The sequence below is a fragment of the Enterococcus sp. DIV0183 genome, assembly GCF_050541505.1.
Taxonomy (GTDB): Bacteria; Bacillota; Bacilli; order Lactobacillales; family Enterococcaceae; genus Enterococcus; species Enterococcus faecalis.
In genome coordinates this window covers 438,325-459,342 of the sequence record NZ_CP172932.1, presented here as the reverse complement: position 1 = coordinate 459,342, position 21,018 = coordinate 438,325, and the positions used below count along the sequence as shown (strand labels likewise).

The window sequence follows — 21,018 nt, the reverse complement described above, 5'->3', positions numbered from 1 at the left end:
TTTTTCACCTACCTTTCTTCAATCATCTTTCGTTTCCTAGTTTCTTTAATAGCCTTGGCATTTTTCATTAAAATATCCTGATCTCTATACATTGAGTCTTCTTGAGTGTTGTATTCTTTTATTCCTTGATTAACCACTTGTTCAACGTCTTTCAAAAAAGGATATACTTCTTCAAACTTAGGGAATTTTTTTGGATCATTAAAAGCATAAACTGCTAATTTTTGTTGAGAGTAATCGAACATTGCTTTTTCTCTCAGCTCGTTTTCTTTACACTTTTTGTTGGCTTGAATCTGTACCATAAGCTCATCAAAAGTCATAAGCCAATATTCTGAAGCTGGGATGCCTGCTTCTACAGCTTGTGGATACATAGCCTCTAGAAGCTCACTTAAAGTGCTGAATGTTACAGCATGCTTTCCTCCTCGGTTACTTCCTGATCCAGAGATTCCCCATTTGTCTCTTCTTTCTCCGTTTTTTTCTTTCCGAAAAAACCAGATTCATCTAAGAAATCATTGATTTCTGCAAATAAATCCATTGTAGTTTTGCCTGAATCAATATATTTTTCGAATGCATCAACCATAACCTTATCTGTTACACCACTCGTCTTATTTGCTCCTTGCAAAATGATGAGTAAACTATTTGCAGGTGGTAATTTAAGTTCCCCTTGTTTTTTTACAAATAATCCCATGATACCTTCATCTAATCGCTTTTCAATGTTAAGAATAGATTTCCCATCTAAACGCAATTGAAGTGTTAAGTCACCAAATTCAAACTCTTTTGTTAAAGGCATAGCTACTAAATTATTTTTTGACATTTACATTTCCTCCTAAATAAAAGAGCAGAGAGTTTCTCTGCTCTTTAAATTGTTGTTTATTTTGTTGTTGGAGCAGTGACAGGTGTAAAATCTGGTCCTTTGGATACTACTACAACTAAATTAAAACCAATAGCTTGATTGACTTCTGCTCCATCAAATTTATAATCTGGTTCTCCTGAAAAAGTTGCTGTTAATCCATCAGGATAGGTAATCGTGAAATCAAATGATTTGCCAGATTTTACCATAGTATGAATATCATTGAAGTTTGTTCCTTGATAAACGATAGCAAATTCTAAGCTTTCACTATCTTGTAATCCTTTAATATATGCTTTTTTTTCTGAACCCAAGTGAGTCACTTCTACTTTTTCAGGGTCTGTTCCTAATGCTGGAATGGATTTTACTGCTGCGATATCTTTTGAAGTTGCCCCATCTTTGTATGACAACTTAGTGCCTTTTGATAATAGCCCTTCAAATGCTGGTTCTCCAGCAAATAGTTGTAAATCTAATTTTTTCATTGTCGCTACCTCCAAATTTTCATTTTTTATAAACATATTTTGTTACATTGTCAACTACACCAGTTAGTTCAACGATAACTCGATGCATATCAGCTGTGTTTGCGTCTTTACTAGTACCTGTAAATCCTATAGAATTAAACTTCTCTATAACTAATGATGTCAATGCAGTCAAACTAGTATTTCCATATAACTCAATAGTAATCATCCAAGTTGTCTGTAACTCTTTTTTTTGCGAATCGATTTCTTTTGGTTGTGAGCTAGTTCTATATATCGCGGAAGGGAATGAGGTCCAGTTACTTGGATAATCAGTTGCAACTTTCTTAATCTCTTTAACTTGTGTAAGTAATTGATAAACAATAGGTTTCAAGTCAATCTTATTCATAATTCCCTCAGCCTTTCTTTAACATGCTTTATATATATTTCTGAAGCTTGTTCAATCATTTCTTGAAGTGACGGATACAAGAACGGTCTCGAGGGCTGACCTTTAGTTATGAAAAAATCTTGGCCTTGAATCGTAATTTTTGGAATACCATACATAGCTTCTAAGTCTATTGCTACTTTTTCAGCCGGGATAAACCAAGGTTTCTGCGAATAAACAGGCATTATTCCAGTCGGAATGTCTTTAGAACTTGCTTCTCCAATTTGCCCAGTACCAAACTCTCTGTAAATTGCTTGTTCTTTATCTGACCAGACACGGCCGACAAGATGACCACTCGCATCAACTACAACCTCATTTTTTAAACTTCCTGACAGTTCGCCACTTCCATATTTAATGCTGGAAGCCAAGCGTAGTTCTGCAGCTCCCTGAATCAATTCTGTAAGTTCAAAAGTCGCATCCCATGCTGCATCAGATATTAACTCTGTCGCTTTCTTGGTTTTACGTTTAAGGCGGTCTAGGCCTCTAATCTCAACACCCATTACACTCCTCTTTTCTTTAATGTGATATTTAAATGAGAAGAGAAAGGCTGAATTGATTCAATCTCATAATCTGGATCATTTTCTGGTTTAACATATAAACAAATGCCATCTTTTTCATTTCTATTTGGCTTTAACAAATCTCCTTGATATTTACAGAGTTTGATATAAGGTAAATGTTGACCATAAATTGTAGCTGCTACTTGTCCACCCGCAGACTGAATATTCATGTGTAGTTCATTGAACTCACTTGAATAGGTAACAACGTCATTTCCTTCATCATCTTTTTCAAGATGACGTTTTTTCAAGTAGGCAACAACCAAATTACGTTTTCTTAGACGCATAGTATTTCACAACCTTTCCTATGCGATAGTTATTCAATCCAGATTTTAGCTTTTCAGGAATATCTGTAATAAAACTTTGAGAGACACCACCCTCTGAGCGTGAAGTCTCTCCCTCGTTCCCTTCTTGATTCCAAGTGATTATTACTAGTTGACGAGCGTAATAGTATAGCTTGTCTATCATTTTTTCTCTATTGGTATAATCAAGAACTAAAACAATAGCATCCTCTAACATTCCTTTGATTTTTTCAGATTCAGTCTCATCAATTCCAAGTCGAACAACAAGTGCTTTTGTGTGCTTGATTACTTCTTCTTTATCCATAAAGATTACCCCTTTATTCGCCCGTTCCTCCACCAGGAATAACAGTTTTAGGAACCCAAAGTTTATGCTTAAATTGAACGATACGAACATTTTTAGACTCATAAACACGTTCCCAGTTTCCTCCTGTAGCTAATTCTGCATTTGTAGGTGATGAACCTGTAACAGTTTTATTTGTAAATTTCACTCCGCGTGGATGCAATAAGAAGTGTTGACGGTTAACTAAAATATCATCTCCAGCCAATGCATCCCGGTCTGTTTCTGTAGGAACAGGAGCTGCCCCATTACCTAAACCAATAGCACCTTGTCCGAAAATATAGGATGTAAAAACATCTCCAGATACTGGCATTCCGTCATCAACAATTACACGTTTTCCCATGTAAGTAGGAATCTTCGTGTTGTTAGAATCTAATAAGAATTCAATCAAGTTTTGCTTACGTAAATTCGCATAAACAGATGAATGAACCGCGATCGCAGTTAGTTTTTCTTCGGCATCACCTAGTTTATAAGATGCATCTAAGAATGTTTCGCCAGTAAACGCTGAATCATTACCAGTTTCAGCTGAAATATCCAAACTATTTTCATTCATCTTAGTAGAAGCTGCTCCAAACACACCTTTTAAGACGCTTAACAAAGTAGCTTGTTGACGACGTGCCCAATAAGCAGCGACCAAATCACCGATCGCACGCATAGGATCATCCCCAGATAGAGCCTTAGATAAATCATTTACTTTCCATGCTTTACCTCGCATTAAAAGAGCAGCAACATCTTGACTAGCGGTAATTTTATCTGTTTCTAAAGAATCTGTATCAGATAACACTTCATCTTCACCAGTTAAGTCTTGCCAAAACGGCATGTTAATCAGCTTACCACCAGCAGTTGCTAACGCATCTAGTTCTGGGTCTTTCACAACAATACCTGACTGATACAATGCTGATAATTCAGCTGTACGTTCAATAACATAACTATTGAATACCTCAGGTACGATGACATCTTCGATCTTCGTTTTCGCTGCAAATATTTGCAAATTCATTTTAATTAAACTTTTTTTCATTTTTTCTCCTACTTTCTATTTATTAACTAATGCTTGTAAAGCTTTAGCTTTTTCTGGGTCTTCTCGTAGCAATCTTCCTTGTTCTGTAAGGTTTAAAGTTTCAGGCGCAAAAGGGTTTGTGTCAGGAATAGATGCATTCGATCCTAGCGGTGAATCAACCGAACTCAACAGTGCCTGGTCAACAGCAATTTTTAACGCTTCGTCCCAAGCCTTTTTAAACGTTTTGACATCTTCTAAAATTTCTTCTGCTGTATCACCTTTAATACGCGACGCTAATTCTTTGCTAATTCCGATTGACTGCAACTGGTTACCTTTTTCGACAAATAATTGTTCCTGTCTAAATGCTTCTTTTTCCTTTTCGAAATCTGACTTCTCTTTGTTGAGTAATTCTTTTTGTCGTTCTTCCTCACTAAGTTTTGCTAAACGAGCAGCTTCATTTTTTTCTTCTTCGAGCTCTTTCTGCCAACGTGACTTTTTGCTTTTGACAATAGAATCAACTTCTTTGTCATCTTTAAAACCAAATTTTTCTTTAATTGCTGTAATTTCTTCATCGCTCAACTCATCTACATTCAACTTTTTGGATGTTTCAGAACCGTCTGGAATATCTGTTTCATCTTTTTCAGCAAAGAATTGTAGATTTAATAGCAACAGTTTTTTTTGTTCCATAGTTAGTACTCCTTCCATATCTTTTAAAGTGGATAAATGCTTGCACTTCCGGAGCTTTTAACGTCATCACGCTTGGACATAATAAAAAGCCCAGCAGTTGCTAAGCTTTCGTTTCTATCAGTTTATAACCTGAGGTTCAATTCTCTAAAATCCAAATAAATCACAACCCTAATATTTTTTTCTTTTGCAAGGCTATCTTTTCTTCTGGATACTTTTCTTTAAGCTTATCCATCCATTCATTATAAGTAGTTGCACCTCTGATAGGCATTGTATCGCCACTGATTGGATCTATAGCTTCCCTAGGAAGGTTCAATATTCGTTTACTATAGATAATGGCAATTGTTCTACACCAAGGATGGAATGGAGGATATGTTCCGTTAGCCCCATTAACAACCGCTTTGGAAACTAAATAGACTTTATGATCTTTATTTTTACAGATTTTAGAAGTTTTCAAATCTAAAACTGCGACAAGCATATAGTATTTTATGCCTCTATTTTGCCATGCTTTAAGTTTCGCTTGATTTGACATATAATTCGCTTCTGTACGAATCAAACGCCTTGCAACACCAATAGATCGGTCAAACTCTCTAGCTATTGTCTTAGCCATTTCAAACTCTGACATTCCTGTCATTGACTCAACTGTGAACAACGCTTCTAGCCTTGTTGCTAAAGCTTCAGTATCACTCCACAAGCGTTTAGAATAATTTGATCCATGCCAATGACTATCAAGGATGTTTTTTGTGTATCTAGTCGATAACTCTTTAAACTGATAACCTTTTTTATTCCATACTTCAATTACAAGGCCGTTCTTAGCATTTTCTTTAGCTTGTCGAATAACTGATTCAGCAGTTGCTTCACGATAGGATTCATGAATAACATCGATATAGAACTCTGTTTGCTTTTCTAGTTGTACATTAGCAATTTGTTTAGAAACTAAAAAAGACTTGGCTTTTAAGTCCTCAGCTTTAGTTATTCGTTTTTTAAATGCTAAACTGGTTAACTTTTTCTTGGCTTCTTTTTGTAGAGTAGTATTACTTATTTGTTCAGACAAGACCTTTAACTTTACAAGTTCCGAAGGGGATACAGTTTCGTTCAGCAATTTCCTTGCTTCTTTTTCATCTAACCCTGTACGCTTTTTTGACCTATCAAAGAGCTTTCGGGTTTGTTTAGTCAAGTAGTATTGTGCTTGACGATAGGCTATTATTAATTTATCCTCTAGCGCTTTTGCCCCATCATTAATTCTTTTTTCCGCTTTAATATTTCGTAATTGCCAGTATGTTTGTTCGTCCTGTTTCTTTTTTTTAGCCATTTAATTAGCTCCTGATTTTTCATCACGATTAACTATTTCTATATGATTTGGGTATTCTTTTGCTATTTCGCATAAGTTTTCATAAAGAACAGTCACTATATACTGAGAATCTTTGATAATACCTAACTGAATAGATCCATCAACATCAATCGTTGCGGCATGTTGCTTTATCAATACATTAGTCACAGCTATATATAGAGCTGATACACCAGCACAAATAATATCTTGTCCTTTTGGGGCAAAGTTTGCATGTCCTGAAATGGAATAACTTACATACTGATTATCTTCCTTTTTAAATATTGCTGTAATCATCGTAATTATCCTCCTCAGAACCTTTATCTAAATCGCTATGGCTATCTTTAGCTTGTACACCTAACGCTTTCTGATTGAGCTCAATAGCTTTCTCTTTTTCAGTATTAAGCTGTTTTAGAACCTCATCAACATCGTCTATATCAGGCAACCATCCCAAAAGAACTTTAAGGGGCAAGATGCCAGCTTGATAAGCGCTAACGATTTGATTTATAATATCGCTAGTATTGACAGGTAAATTAGGCTTAAGCTTGATTTTTGTTCCTTGAGCATCAATAGAATTATCTTTAACTTTTAGAATGGTTTCAAATAGTTCCAATCGTTTCCTCAAACCTTTAATCATGTATCTTGATTTAACAGACATGAGTTGTAGCAAGCCAAACAATTTATATTTCATCGCTTCTCCACTAACATTACCTGAAAACTTTTCATCATTCATATCTGGCACATACGTAATCTTATGAATATCATCTAGAATTGCTGATCTTAAAAGATTCACTCCGTCTTCATTTAATTCTTTAGTAAGATAACCAGCATCTACTTCACTTGGCAACGCACCTGTTTGAAGCATTTTTTCTTTTGCTAACTTTTCACCATCTCCATCTTCCAACATAAACCCTCTTATGAATAAAATTGCGTCAACAAAAGCTTCTTTATCATTTAATCGATCAGATTGCAGTAGATTGTAAGCGTCAATTAATGATATAGCTTGTTCAAAGTCTCCTTGCTTCTCTTCGTTGTTTCGGTATTCAATCACCGGAACTGCTTTAAAATAATGTGGTTTAGCATTTATAAACAAGTACTCACCAGATCCTCTTGATTTAGCATGATAGGTTATCACTCTGTTGTCGTTATAATACTTAATTACATAATGATCTATCCCCCCTTGAAGTGTTAACACTGGCTGATAATGAACGGCAAATAAAGGATTTTTGTCTACTGTATCGTCTGTCACTAAAAAGATACCTCTTGGATCAATACATTTGATTTCTAGCTGTGTGGCATCATTATCCTTAGTCTTTTTCAAATACACAAGCTCATATCCAACGCCAAATGTAGACAAATCTTTCTCTAGTTCAGTATCGTGAGAGACTATATCTACCCGATCGTAAGCTTCTAAAATAGGACCAATATTTTTATCTGACTCTGCAACATATGAAATTGGATTACCTACCATAAAGCCTACATTCATATCAACAACATATTTTGCATGATTGATTAGAACTTTATTATTAGGTGCTCCTTCATTTTCTTTTGTTCGTTTTAAAATATCATGTTTACCATCATAATAATCTGATAGTTTTTGTAATCTTAATAACTCTTCCACATGTTTGTTGATACAAAAATTAAGAAGTTCAGCTGAAGGTTTATTCAAATCGCCAGCTATCTGTCTATTAACTACTATTGACACAATATCACCTCTCTTAAAATCCAAATTTAACTTTATTCGTAATGCTTACTTTTATATTTCTCATATCATCGCTAAATGCATATCGCGTAGCATCGATTGTGTGATTATCTTTATCTTCTAATCTTGGCTTAGGATTGCCATCTTTATCAGTTTGATAATCAATGTTTTCAAATTCATGTGCTATGTTTGGTGTTCTCAAAGGGTCTATACAAATGAAGTCTAGATCGTCAAGCCATCCTTCCCCATATTCAACTGAATCAGGTCCCTTTTTCACTCCATATAGTTTCTTTATGGAATGCTCATTAATAAGCTCAGCTATCGATTTTGGTTCAGCCGAATCTGCACCAATCCTATCAGCTTCATATCCTTTTGCTTTTACTTTTTTAGCTAATTCCCTATTACTAATTTTCACACCATATATCTCATCAATAGCATAGATACCATTTTTCTTTTTATCATAATGCCATCGAACGAACGCTAACGGATCAGTAGCATAACCGAAGTCAAGACCGTTTCTGATATTATCAAAGTTAGCTACCATCTCATCAGTAATACAACCTTTTATTACTCGTAAATTATCAAACGGAACAACTCCTGAACCAATAGCTTTGCCGTCATACTCCCACTCAGCACGTTTCGGATTCTTAGCTCTCGTGGCATTAACTTCTTCAATAAATGCTTGAGCTATGAATGGATTATCCTTATATGTTGAATGATGAACGAAAGTATTCTCAGGTTGGAAGCTAGATTCATATTTCTTATTAACCCATGATTGTCGTCGCTTAGGAGGATTGTACGAATAAAAGAATTTATAAAAAAGACCATCTGCTAATTCACCACGTAGTAATGAGTTAGTTATGGTTTTTACATCATCTTCAGTTTTAAACTCGGCTAATTCCTCAATCCAAGCTATAGCAAATGGAAATCTTGAATCTTTTAATGACTTAATCCTTTCTGGATTCTGTGCACCACGAAAAACAATATAATTCCCCCTGGGTTTATAGGTGATTTTCATAGGACTTTTATTTACTTTAAAATACTTAGACACACCTTGTTCTTCAATAGCCCACTTAATCTGTTCAAAAATAGATAGCTCAATCGTATTATCAACATATCTAATGGCCACAGCATTTACAGGATATCTCATAATCAATTGAACGATTATGTGTGCTATGCCAGATGATTTACCTGACCCACGGCCACCTTTTTCAACAACATGTAATATATTTGAGTTTAATGCTACCTTCCAAGTAGTATGAAATGCTTTAGGAAGAAATTCAGATAATTTTTTACTCATATTCATCACCTGATATATCATCGATGAAAACTGGCATATCCATGTCTCCATTTGTAGCATCTAAACTAGCTTTAACTTTTTCAGTTTGAACCTTCAGTAGTAGTAATTTAGCATCACTTGCTAACAAAGCGTTCTGTTGCTTAATAGCCTTTGTTAACTGATTGCTAATTCTTGTCAATGCTTCCTCAATAGCCAAAATATCATCTAGTTTTCTAAATGTTTTACGAGTGACTTGTACATCTTTTAAAACTTCTCTCTTAACAGTAACCATTTTTCCATCAATTACCGATGGCTCTTTAACTTTCCGCAACTGTTGCAAACGTTCAACTTCTTCATCATTCAAACCAGCCTCTGCATCTTTGATGCGTTTAAACATTCTATACTGACGAATTTTTAGGATTCTTATTTCTTCCTCCAAAATAAAAAAAGGATCATCATTCATAGTAGAATAGATGTCCTTTTCTTCGTCAGATAACATATCGGCAAATATTGTTTCATATTCGCCTGTTTTTACCGCATTCTTATTTCTTTTTGGCGGTGAAGCACTTTTATTTCCTTTGTTACCTACGGCATTTTGATTGCCTTGTGGTGCACCCCTGTTTGTAGGTTGCACCTCTTTGGTTGCACCCCCTCTTTCCCATTTATCACGTTTTCTCCATGACTTCAATGTGTTGAGAGGTACAGAAAGCTTTTCAGAAATATCCTTGTATTTCCAACCTTCTTCATAATATTTCTTTGCTTGTTCCTTTTTATCCATCTGACATATAACACCACCTCACAATACTTGTTGAATTGAGTTTTGTTTTATTAATTCCTTTACATTTTAATCTCAGTCATTCCATATGATAGAAGGAAATTTTCAATATTCTTTGATATCTTAGAAGGACTTAAAACAGGTTCTCTGATTATAATTTCCACAGACTCTCTACCATAGGCACCTTTCATTATTGGGGGAATAATTTTTACAGCCCCTCTGTAGTTACTAAATAAATAATCTTTAAGTTCAACATAAACATCGATATTGTCTGTATTTATATAAGATACTCTAAAACGGACTGTCTCGGGATAACTTATCCTTTTCTCCGCACTGTTTTTCAACATGTCATTATTAACCTTGAAATAATTCTCATGTATGTCTAATCTATCATTTATGTCAAGTAATAATCTCATAATTTGTGAATTATCATCTGTTTTACCTTCGATATTTTCTGCCAAAGCTTTTCTCCCAATAACCCTTATAACAGGGTTATCGATTTTTGAATCTTTTTGAAATGCAGGAATCTTTTTATTCAATTCATCTATTAAAAATCCAGTTCCTTCTATGGTATCTTCAAAGAATATTGTTCTATCATTGATTAAATCAAATGGAAGCTGTGTTCCTCTTTCACAAATCATTATAGTTGGTATACTAAATGAGTGCGCAACTGCCGTTTCATACATTACGTTAGCATTCCATCCAGATAAGTTAGAAATAACTAAATCAGCTTCAATTATATTTGTGAATACCTGATCTCCAATCGAACCAATCGCATGTATGTCATTGGCTACTACTAAATCATACCCATGCTTTTCCAACACTTTATTTAGTACATTACTTACTATAGCTTGTAGTTTTTTATATTCATTAGAATCCTTTTCTCCAATTGGCGTTATAAAAAAACATTTTTTTAACTTCGTTTCTTTGATTTCACCTTTATCGGAATTAGCTTTCTTTTCATTCTTTTCTTTTGCCATATTAATCTCCTTTAATACATTTTTATTAAAGTATACGACAAAACCTATAGCTCTTTCAAATGACTTTCAATTTCAATTAAGTCTTTTAGGTCCTTGACTGTATTTAATTTGATCTGCCCTGCTTTAAAGTTGCTTATCCATTGAGCCTTTGCTGCTCTGATAATCTTGTTGTTTTCTTCTGCAATCTTTTGCTTTTCTAAAGCTTGTTGAACTTCATAATCAAATGTTTCCATTGTAGAATACCTCGCACTATTATATAATGCTAAAAGACACGGAGGGTGTCGAAAATCCACGCGTGGGAATTCTCTGTGTCTTCGGGGTATTCGTATCTCGTTGAATTGAGGCAAGTGTTAGCGCACTTGTCTCTTTTTATTTAGCGTTTGGATAAGGTTTTGATAATTTAATGATTTTTTTACGTATCTTTTTATTTAGTGGCATTAAATACTTATGTTTACCTTTTGATTCATAAATGGAAGCTTTTGGATCCACATGTTTATGCAAAAATTCTAGCCTTTGAGACCCCATCCCATACTTGGCATGAATAGATTTAGGATGCGTCTTTTTTCCATTGACAATGAAATAGCGTTCCCCGTCTGTCTTTCCAGTATATATCCAGTTTGTCGCTTGATAGATACCTCCATGATGGTTTTGGTCTGTATCTGCATAGCTTACTATTAATTGCATGCTTGGATTAAATTCTTTTAGGAACTTAATTGCTTTTGCCAAAATTTCTGATACAAACGACTTGTGATTGGTTAAAGCAACCCTAGTTAGTTCACAGCATTCTGTTTGTTTCAATCCATATGGGCTTCCTATGCATTTATTTGCACCTCTACTAAAAATTACTACTCCTATAAATTGGCCATCTTCCCATGCTCCTATTTTAATGAGCTTTCCAACAGGCACACTTTTGCTGTAATGAAAGTGCGTGCAAGCATACTTTGTAGCTTCATGAGTGGCCCAATCAACTTTCAACATCTCTTAAATCGAACTCCTCTCCACAACAAGGGCATTTAACAAATTTCGGTTCAAGTTTCGTCAAATCTCCTTGGTCATTAATACTACCTGGTTCAAAATTTGGAATGTCAGCATCTTCAATTAAATTTTCTAATTCTTCGTTGTTAAACCCTGTTAACTCCAAATTATCTGCAGTTAGTTCATTAAGCAATTCTGTTAGTTTATCTTCATCCCAATTTCCAGAAATCTTATTTAAAGCTATGTTTAGAGCTTTCTCTTTATCCAATGGTAAATCAACCACAGAAACCTCTATCTCATCAAATAGGCCCAATTCTTTTGCAACAGTAACGCGTTGATGTCCACCAACCAAGTTTCCTGTATTTTTATTAAAAATAGGAGGGTCAACAAAGCCAAATTCTAAAATTGATTGTTTAAGTTTTTCATATTCTGCCATACCTGGATTCAATTTTACTCTTGGATTATATTCCGCCGGCCTTAAATCTGATAATTTCATTTTTTCAATATGCATTGTCTTACTCCTTTACTTTATGTATAAAAAAAAAGACCTCAACCGAGATCTTTTATATATTGTTTTATTTTTTGATCAATTTCTTCAGTTTTGTCCGTTACTTTTATTGCAGTCCTCACTACATTATCACATCTAGGGCATTCAGCTTTAGCATACTCTGAATAATTTATTCTTGATAATGCTGTACGTATTAGTTTAGAATCACTATCCATACAGTTAGTACAATATGGTCCATCTCCATGGTAAAAATAGACATTTCCACTCCAAATTAAATCAGATTTTATTATATCTGCTTGTTTTAAATCATTTATTTGATTCCGTAATTCTCTATTTTCTTCTTGAAGTTCATATACTTTTCCTTGAATATCCAAAAGAATACTTTTTAATTGTAAATCATTCGCTCCGCTTGCAAGATTTTTCGCATCAATAAACATTTCCTTAATATCTGAATATCCCATTCCTATCCCTCCATAAGAATATCATATCAGTCTTATAACATAAAATAAAGACTGCACTTTCACTGTGCAGTCTCAGATAGGAGGGAAAATCTTAACCGTCGTTCAATCGTAAAGGTAGTTACATTTGACTTATTGACGATTTTTTTATTTAAGTAGCTATGCTACTTACTGGAATAACGAGACTCGAACTCATGACACTACGATTAACAGTCGTATGCTCTACCAACTGAGCTATATTCCATTAACGTGTCACTTGCAAACTTGTAGAAAAAAGAGGAGGTTATTCACCTCACTTCATTTTATTGAGAACGTATGTCTGCAAGTGACCATCGAAAGTCAAAGTGAACGGTGACTAAACGAGAAAGTGTGTAATGTGTCCATTTCTTTGACTTTCGATGTTACTATATTAGCACTCAAATTCGTATAAAAACCGCCAACTTTCCGCCAAAAAACCGCCAAAATTTTATTTATAGGCAATTATTTTTCCATTTCGATAAGCTTCAGCAAATTCAATCAAAGCTTCTGATTTCATGCGTTGAATACTTCTTTCGGAATAGCCGACTTCTCTAGCAATCTTGTAATTAGAGTAATGGTCCTGCACGCAAAAACTGTAGTGAAGAATTTGACGACTTATAATGCTTAGTGACATCAAAGCCGTTAGGATTGCATCACGCTCTACTTCGACATCAATCATCTGGATCAACGCATCTTCTGCTTTGTTGCCATGCTTTATACCTTTGGGCATGTCTGTAATGATTGGCGACCGAACATCTACTAAGGAACGACCAGCTATTCGGTCCAAACGTCTAAAATTTTTCAACACGGCTCTCGCATTGGCTCTAGTCTGACTGAAATCAACTTCTTTTAACAATTGAATCAAGTTAAATCGCTCCTTTTATGTTATAATATCAATGTGGTTGGTCGGAGCGATTCCGACTTTTTTATTTTTTAGAATTTTGAGTGCCGTTTGCAATCGCCTTTTCTTGCAAGCGACGCTTTTTCTTTTTAATTTTTGATTTTTTCTTACCCATGTCACACCTCCATCGTTATTGGTCTACCGTATTTTAAAATTTTCCATTCGCCATTATAGTGTTTGTTATAAAAATCTGCATTACGTTTAGCATCTGATAATGTATAAAACGTTCTTCTCAGATATTCAACATAAACTCCATCGACTTGTCGGCCTAAAATATAAACTTCTGGATAACTTAGCATTGTTGTTCTCCTTCAAGAGATATAGTCGCACCAGTGATTTTTAAGCCAATTAGTTTACTTAAAACCACAATTGCTTCATCAACCAGCAATCCATCTCGTTGAATGGAACTGCCACATGTAAAGCGGTCCATTCTTACAATTTCATCCACCGTTACAGGATATGGAATAGTAACGTCTACTTTTTTGGCAATTTGTTCAATGGCTTGAACATGAGCTTTATTCGCTGCTAAAATATACTGACCTGTTCTAGCGGATTCTTTAACTAGCTCTGTCGTCTTCCCAGTTCCTCGACCTTTAGCAATAATTTTCATTTATTTGACCTCCTCACTTAATCCCCAAAAAGGCTTTAAATTGTAAAACTTTTCAACTTCTCGATTTAAAGATCGCACCATACTTTCTAAAACTGTTGCTCGTGTTCCTAATGTGACATTTTGCTTTTTCGCTTTTTTGACACTTGTAATACCTAAGTTGTGCCTTAGTTCAGAAAAAATTAGTATTCCCTGATTGCTATATTTCCATTTTAAATCTGGATTGGCTTGAATCTTTTCCCATAATTCGTTAGTGACCACTAAATAGTTATAATCACCTAAAAACGTCTGTTTCGCAGAACTTTTTAAGTCTGCCAACGTTACTTTTATTTCATAACATCTAATAGTGTTGTCAGTAGAATAAGTCATGAAGTCTACTCTTTCCTTGCCAAACCAACCAATAGTTACCTCAAAACAGCCGAATACTCCCATTTTGTTGGTATAGTGCCACAAGCATTTCTCAGCTTGTCTGGTTAAATCAGTTTTCATTCACCACCATCAACTTTCACAGCAAACGGCCAATAGCGCTCATCAATTGCTTTGATTTCTTGTTCTGTGAATATTTCTTGAACCAACCCAATCAAATTATCTGACCAGTCAACAATATTATATTTACCATTTTCATGATCAAAAACCAGTCGCTTATGCACATCATCATTTTTTATGAAATCAACATAATACAATTGCTTTTTCTCTACTTCGTAGCCGTTATCAATCGCATTCAATAGTTTTACTTTATTTTCTGGATGTAAAAGCCAACCCTCAACATCGTCAGTTATCAATGTATATTCGTTATAATATAAGCATTCTAACTGTTGACCAACGAATACCATGAATGCAGCACCAGAACTTAGTTTTTTATCACTAATTTCCCCTTTTAACCCATCGAGCCAATCAGCCACAAATTTCTCTTCATGTGAAAATATGACTTTTTTCGGTTCGTCGAGTTGTTTTGCTGCAATCAAACAGTCACGAACTGCTTGATCATATCCTTCGTTATACTTTTCGATGAATGAATTACCTTCTAAACCTTCTAAAATACCAATCAATTCTTGTTTAATCATCGATGGTCCTCCTCGATTATTTGTTCTTGGCAATCTTCACAATATTCAAGATACCCATTCCCGTCTACATCAAGGAATACTCCACAACTTGCACATAAGACACCTTCCAACATCATTTCTGCAATTTCTCCCATTACGATTACCTCCTTAATACACTTAAATAACCCATCTGACTTCTTTAATATTTCTCTTTCCCTTTTATATACATTTTCTTCAAAGAAAGCTTTTGCTTCTTCGTTATTGCTAATGGCAATTTCAACATACTCATCCTTGAAAGCTTCTTTAAAGCTCATTCGACTTCCTCCACTCTGAAAAGTTCGTCTTCTAGTCCAGCTTTTTGATACTTCAAAAATTCAGTAATTATGATTGGTTGTTTATTACGCCATGAAATTTCAGTAATATCTGTATTTTTAAGAATTACAGTTGATGGCAATGCACCTTGTGCATTTTCATTAACATAACCCCACGAACCTAGGTCCATATATTTTTTAGGCTTCAAGGAAAAAAAGGAAAGATATTCGCTGTCGCAGTCTCTGACCACATATTTAAACCCTTTTTTTAAAGATTCTTCCATAACCTCTAGCGCTTCGTCTCTTGATTTAAGCTCCATTATCTTTTTTATTCGATCTAAATAATCACTCATTCCGCTTTCTCCTGTTCAAGGGCACACTGGCTAAATGCTTGGATAACTTGCGCTAATTCATCATCATTTAAATCACCATATGCATAAGCTACTTGCTTATACTTCATTTTTCCACCAGTAGTTGATAAAAACCCCATAATTTCGATAACTTCACGTAATCCGTTTAATTTGCATGATTCTTTCAACCAATCCAGCACAATCTGCTGATTTTCGTTGAGTTCTGGTTTTGCCATTCTGACTAGCTCTTCCCCGATGTTACATACCGTTCCCCATTCTGGATACGTATCTTCAAATATTGGGTGTGTAAAATTCAAAGCTGTTTCCATAAGAATATTACCCATCTTTTCTAGCTCGCTCATTCTGTTCCCTCCAATAGTTCTGGATTCTCGTGAATATTTCCGATAACTTCTAATGAACTAGTTCCGTCAAAAGTATTAGAAACATCAATAAAACCATAGTTGTCATCTGGTTCTATTCCATCGATAAAAAATTGATAACAATCTCTTTTCACGATACCTAAGTAGCTATATTCTCCATCACGATACTGAACAATATCACCCTCAAAAATTTCAACGCCGTTCTTGTCTTTTAAACCTGTGGATTGCATAAGGATACATTCAGATGCATCTAAATTGATATTGCTATAATCTACTATGCAACCAATACTACCGTCTTTTTCTAGGTCTATTGTTTTAACGTCTACCATGTCATTCGTATTTTTATCCCACACTCTAAACTTTGGAATCATCTTCTTCACTCGCTTTCTCCAACAGTTCTGGATTTTCGTGAATATTTCCGATAATACATAAATTTCTGTAATATGATAGGAAGTTGCTAGCATCGTTCTTAAAACAAAATTGCGCATATTCTACATCGTAAACAATTTCGCAAGCTTCAAACGTTTCCCACGTGCCATTTATATTGTCATCATGTTCGACTAAATCCCCCTCAAAAATTTCAACGCCGTTCTTGTCTTTCAAGCCTGTTGATTGCATAAGGATACATTCCGATACATCTAAATTGATGCCGTTGTAATCAACTATACAGCCAATACTACCGTCTTTTTCTAAATCAATTGTTTTAACGTCTACCATATCATTAGTATTTTTATCCCACGCTCTAAACTTTGGAATCATTTTGCACCTCTTCATAGCGAACACTAAACACATGAGGATCGCTGTACAAGTCATTTACTGATTGCTCCATCTCAGCAATTGTCTTGTTGTATTTCATAATTGTGTCCTGCAATTCTTCACCCATGAAACACTGTTTGTAAATCAATCTGTAATTTTTTCTCATGTTCAAAAACTCCTCTACTTTTTTAGTCTTAATTTAGTCCTTACGTACAATATCCCATGGAATAATCGATTCTGGCATGTAGTTTACTTCGTACTTGTATTTATTAACTTTCGCACCATCTAGATCTTCTACAACATACATGTTCCATTCGGTCATATTTACTAAATGCTTTTTATATACGCCTTTATCTGTTTCAGCAATAATCACCAATTTATTTTTGTCACTGGTGTCTACTGAAATGTTGCCGATTACTTCAAATTCCACTTTGTCTGTTCGTGTATTAATAACCGCCACTCGGCGAATCACATTGAAGTTATCAGCGTCTTGACTGACGTTGTACGATACTTTTTTTGCTTGAGTGCCAGTACCACACGCAGTGACAACTGTTCCAACTGCTAATAAACTAAATAATAAAATAATCTTCTTTTTCATTTTCAAATCCCTACTTTCAATTATTTAACTAATACATAAAATCCATTTTTCTTTGCAACGTCTCCTCGAATCCCCAAATGGCCTTCCAACTCTTCAAAGGTCCTTTTTGTAATTTTAGAAAGTTGCGTGTCATACCCCAAATTTCTAAGTGTCACGTACTCATTGGGTGTTAATTGGTCTAAATCTATTGCCACAATTGGCGGAAACCGTTCAGCCGACGGCTTAAATGTCACACTAGTTAATTTCATATTTTTTTACCTCACAATTTTACCGCTTTATTTTTCGATTTAAGGCGTTTTAAATCATTTATGATTAATTACCCTAAACTAATTATTGAATTTAACTGTCGTTAAATTACGCCGTAAAAACAACAAATTATTTCTTATTCATCCAAGATTGATTGCTCTTGGTTTTCTTTTCAGTTTTTTCTTGAACTGATTCTTCTTTCACTTTTTCAAGTAATTGTTTTGGCTTTTCTGGTGGAATTACAACGTTTACGACCTTTCCACCTGCCACTTCTGCAGCAAGATTTGCTAATTCATCGTCTGTAAAATGCATCGCCTGCTTAATTTTATTAGTGATGTTCCCGTCTTTATCCAAATACCCAGCGCATTTCACTACTTTTACTTTTTCCATGTAATCACCTACTCTGTTTTTAATGTACTGCTTCAATTTTCGTATGCCTTTCCCTCGGTCTTGTCCTTTGCGGACAACCCAAGTGCCATTTATCCCAAAGTAATCAATGACACCTACAGGCGTTTCAATCGCAAATTGGCAACTATCTTCGAAGTATTCAAAGGGATAGCCTAGCTCATAAATATTCTTCATTGCCTCTGCACTCATAAATAAGACATGAGCTTCTCTTTTGTTTTTTAATTCTTGTGTTGGGTACTTTGTCATTCACTATTTCCCCTCCATGAACTCTTTTATTTGTTTATCAAGTTCCGCTTGCTTTTCTGGCGATAGCTTTTCTTCTTGCTGGTTATTTGGTTCTTTTGCCCATTCTGGTAAACTTTCAGTCCTAACGTTTTGACGTTGGTAAGCCGCTCGTTGTTGACCACGTTCTTTTTCATTCTTGATTTCAAATTTTAGTTTTTCAAACTGAGCTCTTAGCTTAGAAGCACTTCTGATGTTTCCGAACCAGAATGAATTTTTAGGTAACCAATCAAGAACATAGTCAATTGCTGCAATAGTTTGTTGATCTCGTTCTTCGATTAATCTGAAAACATCTGCCCATTTTTCAATCTTCACTTTTTTCATTTCACTTGGAAAATCATTGATTAAATTATTTTTTAACTTTTCAGCAAGACGTAAATGTTCGTCAGAATATTTACAAGATGTTTTTGACCTATTCTTTTTATCTTTATCTATATCTATTTCTTTATCTATATCTTTATCTGTACCGTTACAATCCGTTACTGTAACGTTACATGTAACGTTACCACTATTTTTATCCTCTAAAGCCTGTTGTTTCTTGCGTTCTCGATGTTTTCTAACTCGTTCTGCATTTTTCAAACGTACTTTTTCCATGCCTTCAATGTTTTGGTGCTTGTCCCAATTTTCAATAGCAATTAATCCATCTTCGTTTAAATCAATCATATTGAATTGCTGTAAAGTCATTAAAGCCAAACGAACAACATTGACAGGCTTAGAAAACAACGTCGCCAACATTTCTTCGGTATATGGCATGTTCCTCTGAATATAGATCAATCCCTCATCATTGGTTTTGCCAGCCAATACTAATAATCGAATCCAAATCACTAGTATTGCATCGGCTTCTGGCATCGATTGGATAAGTTTTATTTTTTCATCATCGAACATGGTTGTTTTTAGTTTTATCCAACTGATTTCTGCCATTGTTTAACCCCCTATGTTTAACTTTTTAATGGTATCTTGATTTAATTTAATTCCTTTAACATGATATTTAGCTTTAAATGCTTTTATTCCTATGTCATGTTTTTCCGTATGATGACAACGGCATAAAGAAGCAAATGTATATTCTGTGTGGTCCACACTTTTTCTTTTCCTACGCCCTAGCGCTTTATCGAAATGGTCAATATCTGCACCAGTTTTGCCACATATACAACAAACTCTGTTAATGATGCATTTGTAAAAGTAATATTCTTGATTAGCAGGCAAAATATCATACCCATTGCGAAATGGAATATTATTTTCAAAAATGAAATTCAAGATAATGTTTGCTAATATCGTTGCATCATCCATTGTATTTTCCGAATCGTTTTTAAGGCTTATTTTGTAGCCTTGTAGCGCTTCAAAGCGAAGATAGAACATTTCCTTTAGTACATCTATTTCTTGCCCTGTAGCCACATAAATATCTTCTAACATAGCGAAAATAAACTTACGTTGAGCTATACTAAATTTTCTAGGATCAATAAATCTTATTTCTATTTCACGTGGTCCTGTATAACCGTAGTACATCGTTTTCAAACGTTCTAAATTTATCGCTTCGTTTATTACGGCAGTGATAGAGTTGTCTTTTAAACTCTTAATCACTGCAGAATAAACATTATTTAAATTCATTCGATTGCTTCCACTTCTATTTGGTTGGCCTTCATGAAATTATTTAATGCAACTAATTTTTCATGTGTAGCCGTTACTTGGATTCTGGCTGTTTCTAATTCGGAGCTTTCTTCCTCTTCTTCACAAACGTTTGAAACAATTTCTCCAGTTTCAATATCAATAGTATTTTCTCCTACTTGCTCTAGCCCTCGGGTTTCAGCTACTTTTTCAGTGGCCAACTTTTCAGCTGAAGCTTTATCAATTTCTTTAATAAGTTCTGCCGAAGTTTTTCCTTGCTCAATCAGGGTTAGCCATGAATAAGGTTCTAAGCCTTTTGCTTTGGTATAGCCTTCGATAATAAGTTTGTCATTTTTAATCCGATCTTTTTCCTTGTTTATTTCTGATGCAACAGTTTCAATTTCTTCAATGACTTTTTTCTTTAACTCGCCTTTTTGTGTGAATGACCCTTTATTGGTCCAACTTGATTCAATTTTAATAACATCAGGATGGATATTTTTTGCTGCTGAAATTTCATTGATTTTTGCTTGAACTTTTTCTTTTCTCGCTTCACGGTCATTCTCTTCATAAGATTTAATATTTTTATCAATGATATTTTTTGCCTCTTCTATTTTTTCCTTGAAGGCGTTAATAGTGGTTTCAAAGGTATCTAAAGGTTTATTAAACTCTTTTTTCACTTCGATTCTTTTTTTGTCTAATAATCCAGATACTTTGTTTAAATCCGCTCTTGCTTGTTTAGCATCTGGTAAATTATTTTCATTAAAAATTAGTTTCGAATAATGATTTACTGTTTCATCAACCATTGCACTTAATTGTTTTTCATTATTGATAATAATTTTGCTGGGGCTTACCTCCACAGTTACTTGTAGGTCTGCCATTAATTCATTTGACATA

The 21,018-nt window shown here is 34.6% G+C and carries 35 protein-coding genes, 1 tRNA gene and 1 pseudogene; all 37 read right to left on the bottom strand.

All coding sequences use genetic code 11. The features are described from left to right. Nucleotides 1-8 precede the first annotated feature (8 nt). The 37 genes and pseudogenes from IGK72_RS02440 to IGK72_RS02260 all read right to left on the bottom strand — a co-directional run bounded on the left by IGK72_RS02440 (nt 9) and on the right by IGK72_RS02260 (nt 21,017). Nucleotides 9-368, bottom strand: a complete 360-nt coding sequence (locus IGK72_RS02440; RefSeq protein ID WP_002406125.1) for a hypothetical protein — start codon at nt 366-368, stop codon at nt 9-11. 32 nt (nt 369-400) lie between these two features. After that, nucleotides 401-811, bottom strand: coding sequence for a DUF6096 family protein (locus IGK72_RS02435; RefSeq protein ID WP_002406126.1), 411 nt, complete (start codon nt 809-811; stop codon nt 401-403). A gap of 56 nt (nt 812-867) precedes the next feature. Further along, entirely contained in the window at nt 868-1,326 is a 459-nt protein-coding gene (locus IGK72_RS02430) for a hypothetical protein (protein ID WP_010815137.1), read from the bottom strand. A 19-nt stretch (nt 1,327-1,345) separates the two neighbouring features. Further along, nucleotides 1,346-1,708, bottom strand: coding sequence for a hypothetical protein (locus tag IGK72_RS02425; RefSeq protein ID WP_002415689.1), 363 nt, complete (start codon nt 1,706-1,708; stop codon nt 1,346-1,348). After that, nucleotides 1,705-2,244: a hypothetical protein gene (locus IGK72_RS02420; RefSeq protein WP_002406129.1), complete on the bottom strand. Its 540-nt coding sequence runs from the start codon at nt 2,242-2,244 to the stop codon at nt 1,705-1,707. The genes IGK72_RS02425 and IGK72_RS02420 overlap by 4 nt, the downstream gene beginning before the upstream one ends. After that, a complete protein-coding gene (locus IGK72_RS02415) occupies nt 2,244-2,585 on the bottom strand; it encodes a hypothetical protein (RefSeq protein ID WP_002406131.1) in 342 nt (113 codons plus the stop codon). Before IGK72_RS02415 ends, IGK72_RS02420 begins: the two co-directional genes overlap by 1 nt. After that, complete coding sequence (locus IGK72_RS02410) at nt 2,566-2,904, bottom strand: phage head-tail connector protein (protein WP_002415688.1); 339 nt, start codon at nt 2,902-2,904, stop codon at nt 2,566-2,568. Before IGK72_RS02410 ends, IGK72_RS02415 begins: the two co-directional genes overlap by 20 nt. Before the next feature lie 13 nt (nt 2,905-2,917). Then, nucleotides 2,918-3,955, bottom strand: a complete 1,038-nt coding sequence (locus IGK72_RS02405) for a major capsid protein (RefSeq protein WP_002406133.1) — start codon at nt 3,953-3,955, stop codon at nt 2,918-2,920. A 15-nt stretch (nt 3,956-3,970) separates the two neighbouring features. Further along, a complete protein-coding gene (locus IGK72_RS02400) occupies nt 3,971-4,621 on the bottom strand; it encodes a DUF4355 domain-containing protein (protein ID WP_010821545.1) in 651 nt (216 codons plus the stop codon). A gap of 160 nt (nt 4,622-4,781) precedes the next feature. Next, a complete protein-coding gene (locus tag IGK72_RS02395) occupies nt 4,782-5,930 on the bottom strand; it encodes a minor capsid protein (protein ID WP_002406136.1) in 1,149 nt (382 codons plus the stop codon). Next, complete coding sequence (locus IGK72_RS02390) at nt 5,931-6,242, bottom strand: ribosomal-processing cysteine protease Prp (protein ID WP_002406137.1); 312 nt, start codon at nt 6,240-6,242, stop codon at nt 5,931-5,933. It lies immediately after the preceding gene. Continuing rightward, the gene (locus IGK72_RS02385) at nt 6,223-7,650 is read right to left on the bottom strand and encodes a phage portal protein (RefSeq protein WP_010815133.1); all 1,428 of its coding nucleotides are present in this window, start codon (nt 7,648-7,650) and stop codon (nt 6,223-6,225) included. The genes IGK72_RS02390 and IGK72_RS02385 overlap by 20 nt, the downstream gene beginning before the upstream one ends. Nucleotides 7,651-7,663: 13 nt before the next feature. After that, nucleotides 7,664-8,968, bottom strand: coding sequence for a PBSX family phage terminase large subunit (locus IGK72_RS02380; protein ID WP_202579004.1), 1,305 nt, complete (start codon nt 8,966-8,968; stop codon nt 7,664-7,666). Continuing rightward, nucleotides 8,940-9,704, bottom strand: a complete 765-nt coding sequence (terS, locus tag IGK72_RS02375; RefSeq protein WP_202578755.1) for a phage terminase small subunit — start codon at nt 9,702-9,704, stop codon at nt 8,940-8,942. Before terS ends, IGK72_RS02380 begins: the two co-directional genes overlap by 29 nt. A 59-nt stretch (nt 9,705-9,763) precedes the next feature. After that, nucleotides 9,764-10,681, bottom strand: coding sequence for a hypothetical protein (locus tag IGK72_RS02370; RefSeq protein ID WP_430619619.1), 918 nt, complete (start codon nt 10,679-10,681; stop codon nt 9,764-9,766). Between the two features lie 44 nt (nt 10,682-10,725). After that, entirely contained in the window at nt 10,726-10,914 is a 189-nt protein-coding gene (locus tag IGK72_RS02365) for a hypothetical protein (protein ID WP_202578753.1), read from the bottom strand. A 136-nt stretch (nt 10,915-11,050) separates the two neighbouring features. Next, nucleotides 11,051-11,659, bottom strand: coding sequence for a hypothetical protein (locus IGK72_RS02360; protein ID WP_063855937.1), 609 nt, complete (start codon nt 11,657-11,659; stop codon nt 11,051-11,053). Between the two features lie 91 nt (nt 11,660-11,750). Continuing rightward, a pseudogene (locus IGK72_RS02355) lies at nt 11,751-12,167 on the bottom strand (ParB N-terminal domain-containing protein); the annotation flags it as partial. Nucleotides 12,168-12,205: 38 nt separating this feature from the next. Then, entirely contained in the window at nt 12,206-12,625 is a 420-nt protein-coding gene (locus IGK72_RS02350; RefSeq protein WP_002406929.1) for a hypothetical protein, read from the bottom strand. Nucleotides 12,626-12,793: 168 nt separating this feature from the next. After that, nucleotides 12,794-12,866 (bottom strand) — tRNA-Asn (locus IGK72_RS02345). 222 nt (nt 12,867-13,088) lie between these two features. After that, complete coding sequence (locus tag IGK72_RS02340; RefSeq protein WP_010711654.1) at nt 13,089-13,505, bottom strand: ArpU family phage packaging/lysis transcriptional regulator; 417 nt, start codon at nt 13,503-13,505, stop codon at nt 13,089-13,091. Nucleotides 13,506-13,657: 152 nt separating this feature from the next. Continuing rightward, nucleotides 13,658-13,840: a hypothetical protein gene (locus tag IGK72_RS02335; RefSeq protein WP_127341823.1), complete on the bottom strand. Its 183-nt coding sequence runs from the start codon at nt 13,838-13,840 to the stop codon at nt 13,658-13,660. Continuing rightward, the gene (locus IGK72_RS02330) at nt 13,834-14,151 is read right to left on the bottom strand and encodes a replicase (RefSeq protein ID WP_430619618.1); all 318 of its coding nucleotides are present in this window, start codon (nt 14,149-14,151) and stop codon (nt 13,834-13,836) included. Before IGK72_RS02330 ends, IGK72_RS02335 begins: the two co-directional genes overlap by 7 nt. Then, on the bottom strand, nt 14,152-14,637 hold the full coding sequence (locus tag IGK72_RS02325; protein WP_115253426.1) for a hypothetical protein: 486 nt from the start codon (nt 14,635-14,637) through the stop codon (nt 14,152-14,154). Then, nucleotides 14,634-15,212 carry a DUF1642 domain-containing protein gene (locus IGK72_RS02320; protein ID WP_430619617.1) on the bottom strand — a complete coding sequence of 193 codons (579 nt, stop codon included), beginning with the start codon at nt 15,210-15,212 and terminating at the stop codon, nt 14,634-14,636. The genes IGK72_RS02325 and IGK72_RS02320 overlap by 4 nt, the downstream gene beginning before the upstream one ends. Further along, entirely contained in the window at nt 15,209-15,505 is a 297-nt protein-coding gene (locus IGK72_RS02315) for a hypothetical protein (protein WP_430619616.1), read from the bottom strand. The genes IGK72_RS02320 and IGK72_RS02315 overlap by 4 nt, the downstream gene beginning before the upstream one ends. Further along, nucleotides 15,502-15,855, bottom strand: a complete 354-nt coding sequence (locus tag IGK72_RS02310) for a DNA topoisomerase (RefSeq protein WP_430619615.1) — start codon at nt 15,853-15,855, stop codon at nt 15,502-15,504. The genes IGK72_RS02315 and IGK72_RS02310 overlap by 4 nt, the downstream gene beginning before the upstream one ends. Next, nucleotides 15,852-16,214, bottom strand: coding sequence for a hypothetical protein (locus tag IGK72_RS02305; RefSeq protein ID WP_430619614.1), 363 nt, complete (start codon nt 16,212-16,214; stop codon nt 15,852-15,854). The genes IGK72_RS02310 and IGK72_RS02305 overlap by 4 nt, the downstream gene beginning before the upstream one ends. Beyond that, on the bottom strand, nt 16,211-16,603 hold the full coding sequence (locus IGK72_RS02300; protein ID WP_430619629.1) for a YopX family protein: 393 nt from the start codon (nt 16,601-16,603) through the stop codon (nt 16,211-16,213). The genes IGK72_RS02305 and IGK72_RS02300 overlap by 4 nt, the downstream gene beginning before the upstream one ends. Beyond that, entirely contained in the window at nt 16,587-16,991 is a 405-nt protein-coding gene (locus tag IGK72_RS02295; protein ID WP_430619613.1) for a YopX family protein, read from the bottom strand. Before IGK72_RS02295 ends, IGK72_RS02300 begins: the two co-directional genes overlap by 17 nt. Further along, a complete protein-coding gene (locus IGK72_RS02290; RefSeq protein WP_016024377.1) occupies nt 16,975-17,154 on the bottom strand; it encodes a hypothetical protein in 180 nt (59 codons plus the stop codon). Before IGK72_RS02290 ends, IGK72_RS02295 begins: the two co-directional genes overlap by 17 nt. 33 nt (nt 17,155-17,187) lie before the next feature. Continuing rightward, nucleotides 17,188-17,586 carry a hypothetical protein gene (locus IGK72_RS02285; protein WP_342839455.1) on the bottom strand — a complete coding sequence of 133 codons (399 nt, stop codon included), beginning with the start codon at nt 17,584-17,586 and terminating at the stop codon, nt 17,188-17,190. 20 nt (nt 17,587-17,606) lie between these two features. Then, a complete protein-coding gene (locus tag IGK72_RS02280) occupies nt 17,607-17,834 on the bottom strand; it encodes a hypothetical protein (protein WP_104869731.1) in 228 nt (75 codons plus the stop codon). 127 nt (nt 17,835-17,961) lie between these two features. After that, the gene (locus IGK72_RS02275) at nt 17,962-18,486 is read right to left on the bottom strand and encodes a hypothetical protein (protein ID WP_430619612.1); all 525 of its coding nucleotides are present in this window, start codon (nt 18,484-18,486) and stop codon (nt 17,962-17,964) included. Nucleotides 18,487-18,489: 3 nt separating this feature from the next. Further along, nucleotides 18,490-19,443: a phage replisome organizer N-terminal domain-containing protein gene (locus IGK72_RS02270; protein WP_430619611.1), complete on the bottom strand. Its 954-nt coding sequence runs from the start codon at nt 19,441-19,443 to the stop codon at nt 18,490-18,492. A 3-nt stretch (nt 19,444-19,446) separates the two neighbouring features. Then, nucleotides 19,447-20,127, bottom strand: a complete 681-nt coding sequence (locus tag IGK72_RS02265) for a putative HNHc nuclease (RefSeq protein ID WP_104832838.1) — start codon at nt 20,125-20,127, stop codon at nt 19,447-19,449. Continuing rightward, complete coding sequence (locus IGK72_RS02260) at nt 20,124-21,017, bottom strand: DUF1351 domain-containing protein (RefSeq protein ID WP_047648904.1); 894 nt, start codon at nt 21,015-21,017, stop codon at nt 20,124-20,126. The genes IGK72_RS02265 and IGK72_RS02260 overlap by 4 nt, the downstream gene beginning before the upstream one ends. Nucleotide 21,018 lies beyond the last annotated feature (1 nt).

Coding starts and splice junctions, on each gene's coding strand:
- IGK72_RS02440 (WP_002406125.1), bottom strand. CDS start 368: ATGTATCCACAAGCTGTAGAAGCAGGCATCCCAGCTTCAGAATATTGG.
- IGK72_RS02435 (WP_002406126.1), bottom strand. CDS start 811: ATGTCAAAAAATAATTTAGTAGCTATGCCTTTAACAAAAGAGTTTGAA.
- IGK72_RS02430 (WP_010815137.1), bottom strand. CDS start 1,326: ATGAAAAAATTAGATTTACAACTATTTGCTGGAGAACCAGCATTTGAA.
- IGK72_RS02425 (WP_002415689.1), bottom strand. CDS start 1,708: ATGAATAAGATTGACTTGAAACCTATTGTTTATCAATTACTTACACAA.
- IGK72_RS02420 (WP_002406129.1), bottom strand. CDS start 2,244: ATGGGTGTTGAGATTAGAGGCCTAGACCGCCTTAAACGTAAAACCAAG.
- IGK72_RS02415 (WP_002406131.1), bottom strand. CDS start 2,585: ATGCGTCTAAGAAAACGTAATTTGGTTGTTGCCTACTTGAAAAAACGT.
- IGK72_RS02410 (WP_002415688.1), bottom strand. CDS start 2,904: ATGGATAAAGAAGAAGTAATCAAGCACACAAAAGCACTTGTTGTTCGA.
- IGK72_RS02405 (WP_002406133.1), bottom strand. CDS start 3,955: ATGAAAAAAAGTTTAATTAAAATGAATTTGCAAATATTTGCAGCGAAA.
- IGK72_RS02400 (WP_010821545.1), bottom strand. CDS start 4,621: ATGGAACAAAAAAAACTGTTGCTATTAAATCTACAATTCTTTGCTGAA.
- IGK72_RS02395 (WP_002406136.1), bottom strand. CDS start 5,930: ATGGCTAAAAAAAAGAAACAGGACGAACAAACATACTGGCAATTACGA.
- IGK72_RS02390 (WP_002406137.1), bottom strand. CDS start 6,242: ATGATTACAGCAATATTTAAAAAGGAAGATAATCAGTATGTAAGTTAT.
- IGK72_RS02380 (WP_202579004.1), bottom strand. CDS start 8,968: ATGATATATCAGGTGATGAATATGAGTAAAAAATTATCTGAATTTCTT.
- terS (WP_202578755.1), bottom strand. CDS start 9,704: ATGGATAAAAAGGAACAAGCAAAGAAATATTATGAAGAAGGTTGGAAA.
- IGK72_RS02370 (WP_430619619.1), bottom strand. CDS start 10,681: ATGGCAAAAGAAAAGAATGAAAAGAAAGCTAATTCCGATAAAGGTGAA.
- IGK72_RS02365 (WP_202578753.1), bottom strand. CDS start 10,914: ATGGAAACATTTGATTATGAAGTTCAACAAGCTTTAGAAAAGCAAAAG.
- IGK72_RS02360 (WP_063855937.1), bottom strand. CDS start 11,659: ATGTTGAAAGTTGATTGGGCCACTCATGAAGCTACAAAGTATGCTTGC.
- IGK72_RS02350 (WP_002406929.1), bottom strand. CDS start 12,625: ATGGGATATTCAGATATTAAGGAAATGTTTATTGATGCGAAAAATCTT.
- IGK72_RS02335 (WP_127341823.1), bottom strand. CDS start 13,840: ATGCTAAGTTATCCAGAAGTTTATATTTTAGGCCGACAAGTCGATGGA.
- IGK72_RS02330 (WP_430619618.1), bottom strand. CDS start 14,151: ATGAAAATTATTGCTAAAGGTCGAGGAACTGGGAAGACGACAGAGCTA.
- IGK72_RS02325 (WP_115253426.1), bottom strand. CDS start 14,637: ATGAAAACTGATTTAACCAGACAAGCTGAGAAATGCTTGTGGCACTAT.
- IGK72_RS02320 (WP_430619617.1), bottom strand. CDS start 15,212: ATGATTAAACAAGAATTGATTGGTATTTTAGAAGGTTTAGAAGGTAAT.
- IGK72_RS02315 (WP_430619616.1), bottom strand. CDS start 15,505: ATGAGCTTTAAAGAAGCTTTCAAGGATGAGTATGTTGAAATTGCCATT.
- IGK72_RS02310 (WP_430619615.1), bottom strand. CDS start 15,855: ATGAGTGATTATTTAGATCGAATAAAAAAGATAATGGAGCTTAAATCA.
- IGK72_RS02305 (WP_430619614.1), bottom strand. CDS start 16,214: ATGAGCGAGCTAGAAAAGATGGGTAATATTCTTATGGAAACAGCTTTG.
- IGK72_RS02300 (WP_430619629.1), bottom strand. CDS start 16,603: ATGATTCCAAAGTTTAGAGTGTGGGATAAAAATACGAATGACATGGTA.
- IGK72_RS02295 (WP_430619613.1), bottom strand. CDS start 16,991: ATGATTCCAAAGTTTAGAGCGTGGGATAAAAATACTAATGATATGGTA.
- IGK72_RS02290 (WP_016024377.1), bottom strand. CDS start 17,154: ATGAGAAAAAATTACAGATTGATTTACAAACAGTGTTTCATGGGTGAA.
- IGK72_RS02285 (WP_342839455.1), bottom strand. CDS start 17,586: ATGAAAAAGAAGATTATTTTATTATTTAGTTTATTAGCAGTTGGAACA.
- IGK72_RS02280 (WP_104869731.1), bottom strand. CDS start 17,834: ATGAAATTAACTAGTGTGACATTTAAGCCGTCGGCTGAACGGTTTCCG.
- IGK72_RS02275 (WP_430619612.1), bottom strand. CDS start 18,486: ATGACAAAGTACCCAACACAAGAATTAAAAAACAAAAGAGAAGCTCAT.
- IGK72_RS02270 (WP_430619611.1), bottom strand. CDS start 19,443: ATGGCAGAAATCAGTTGGATAAAACTAAAAACAACCATGTTCGATGAT.
- IGK72_RS02265 (WP_104832838.1), bottom strand. CDS start 20,127: ATGAATTTAAATAATGTTTATTCTGCAGTGATTAAGAGTTTAAAAGAC.
- IGK72_RS02260 (WP_047648904.1), bottom strand. CDS start 21,017: ATGTCAAATGAATTAATGGCAGACCTACAAGTAACTGTGGAGGTAAGC.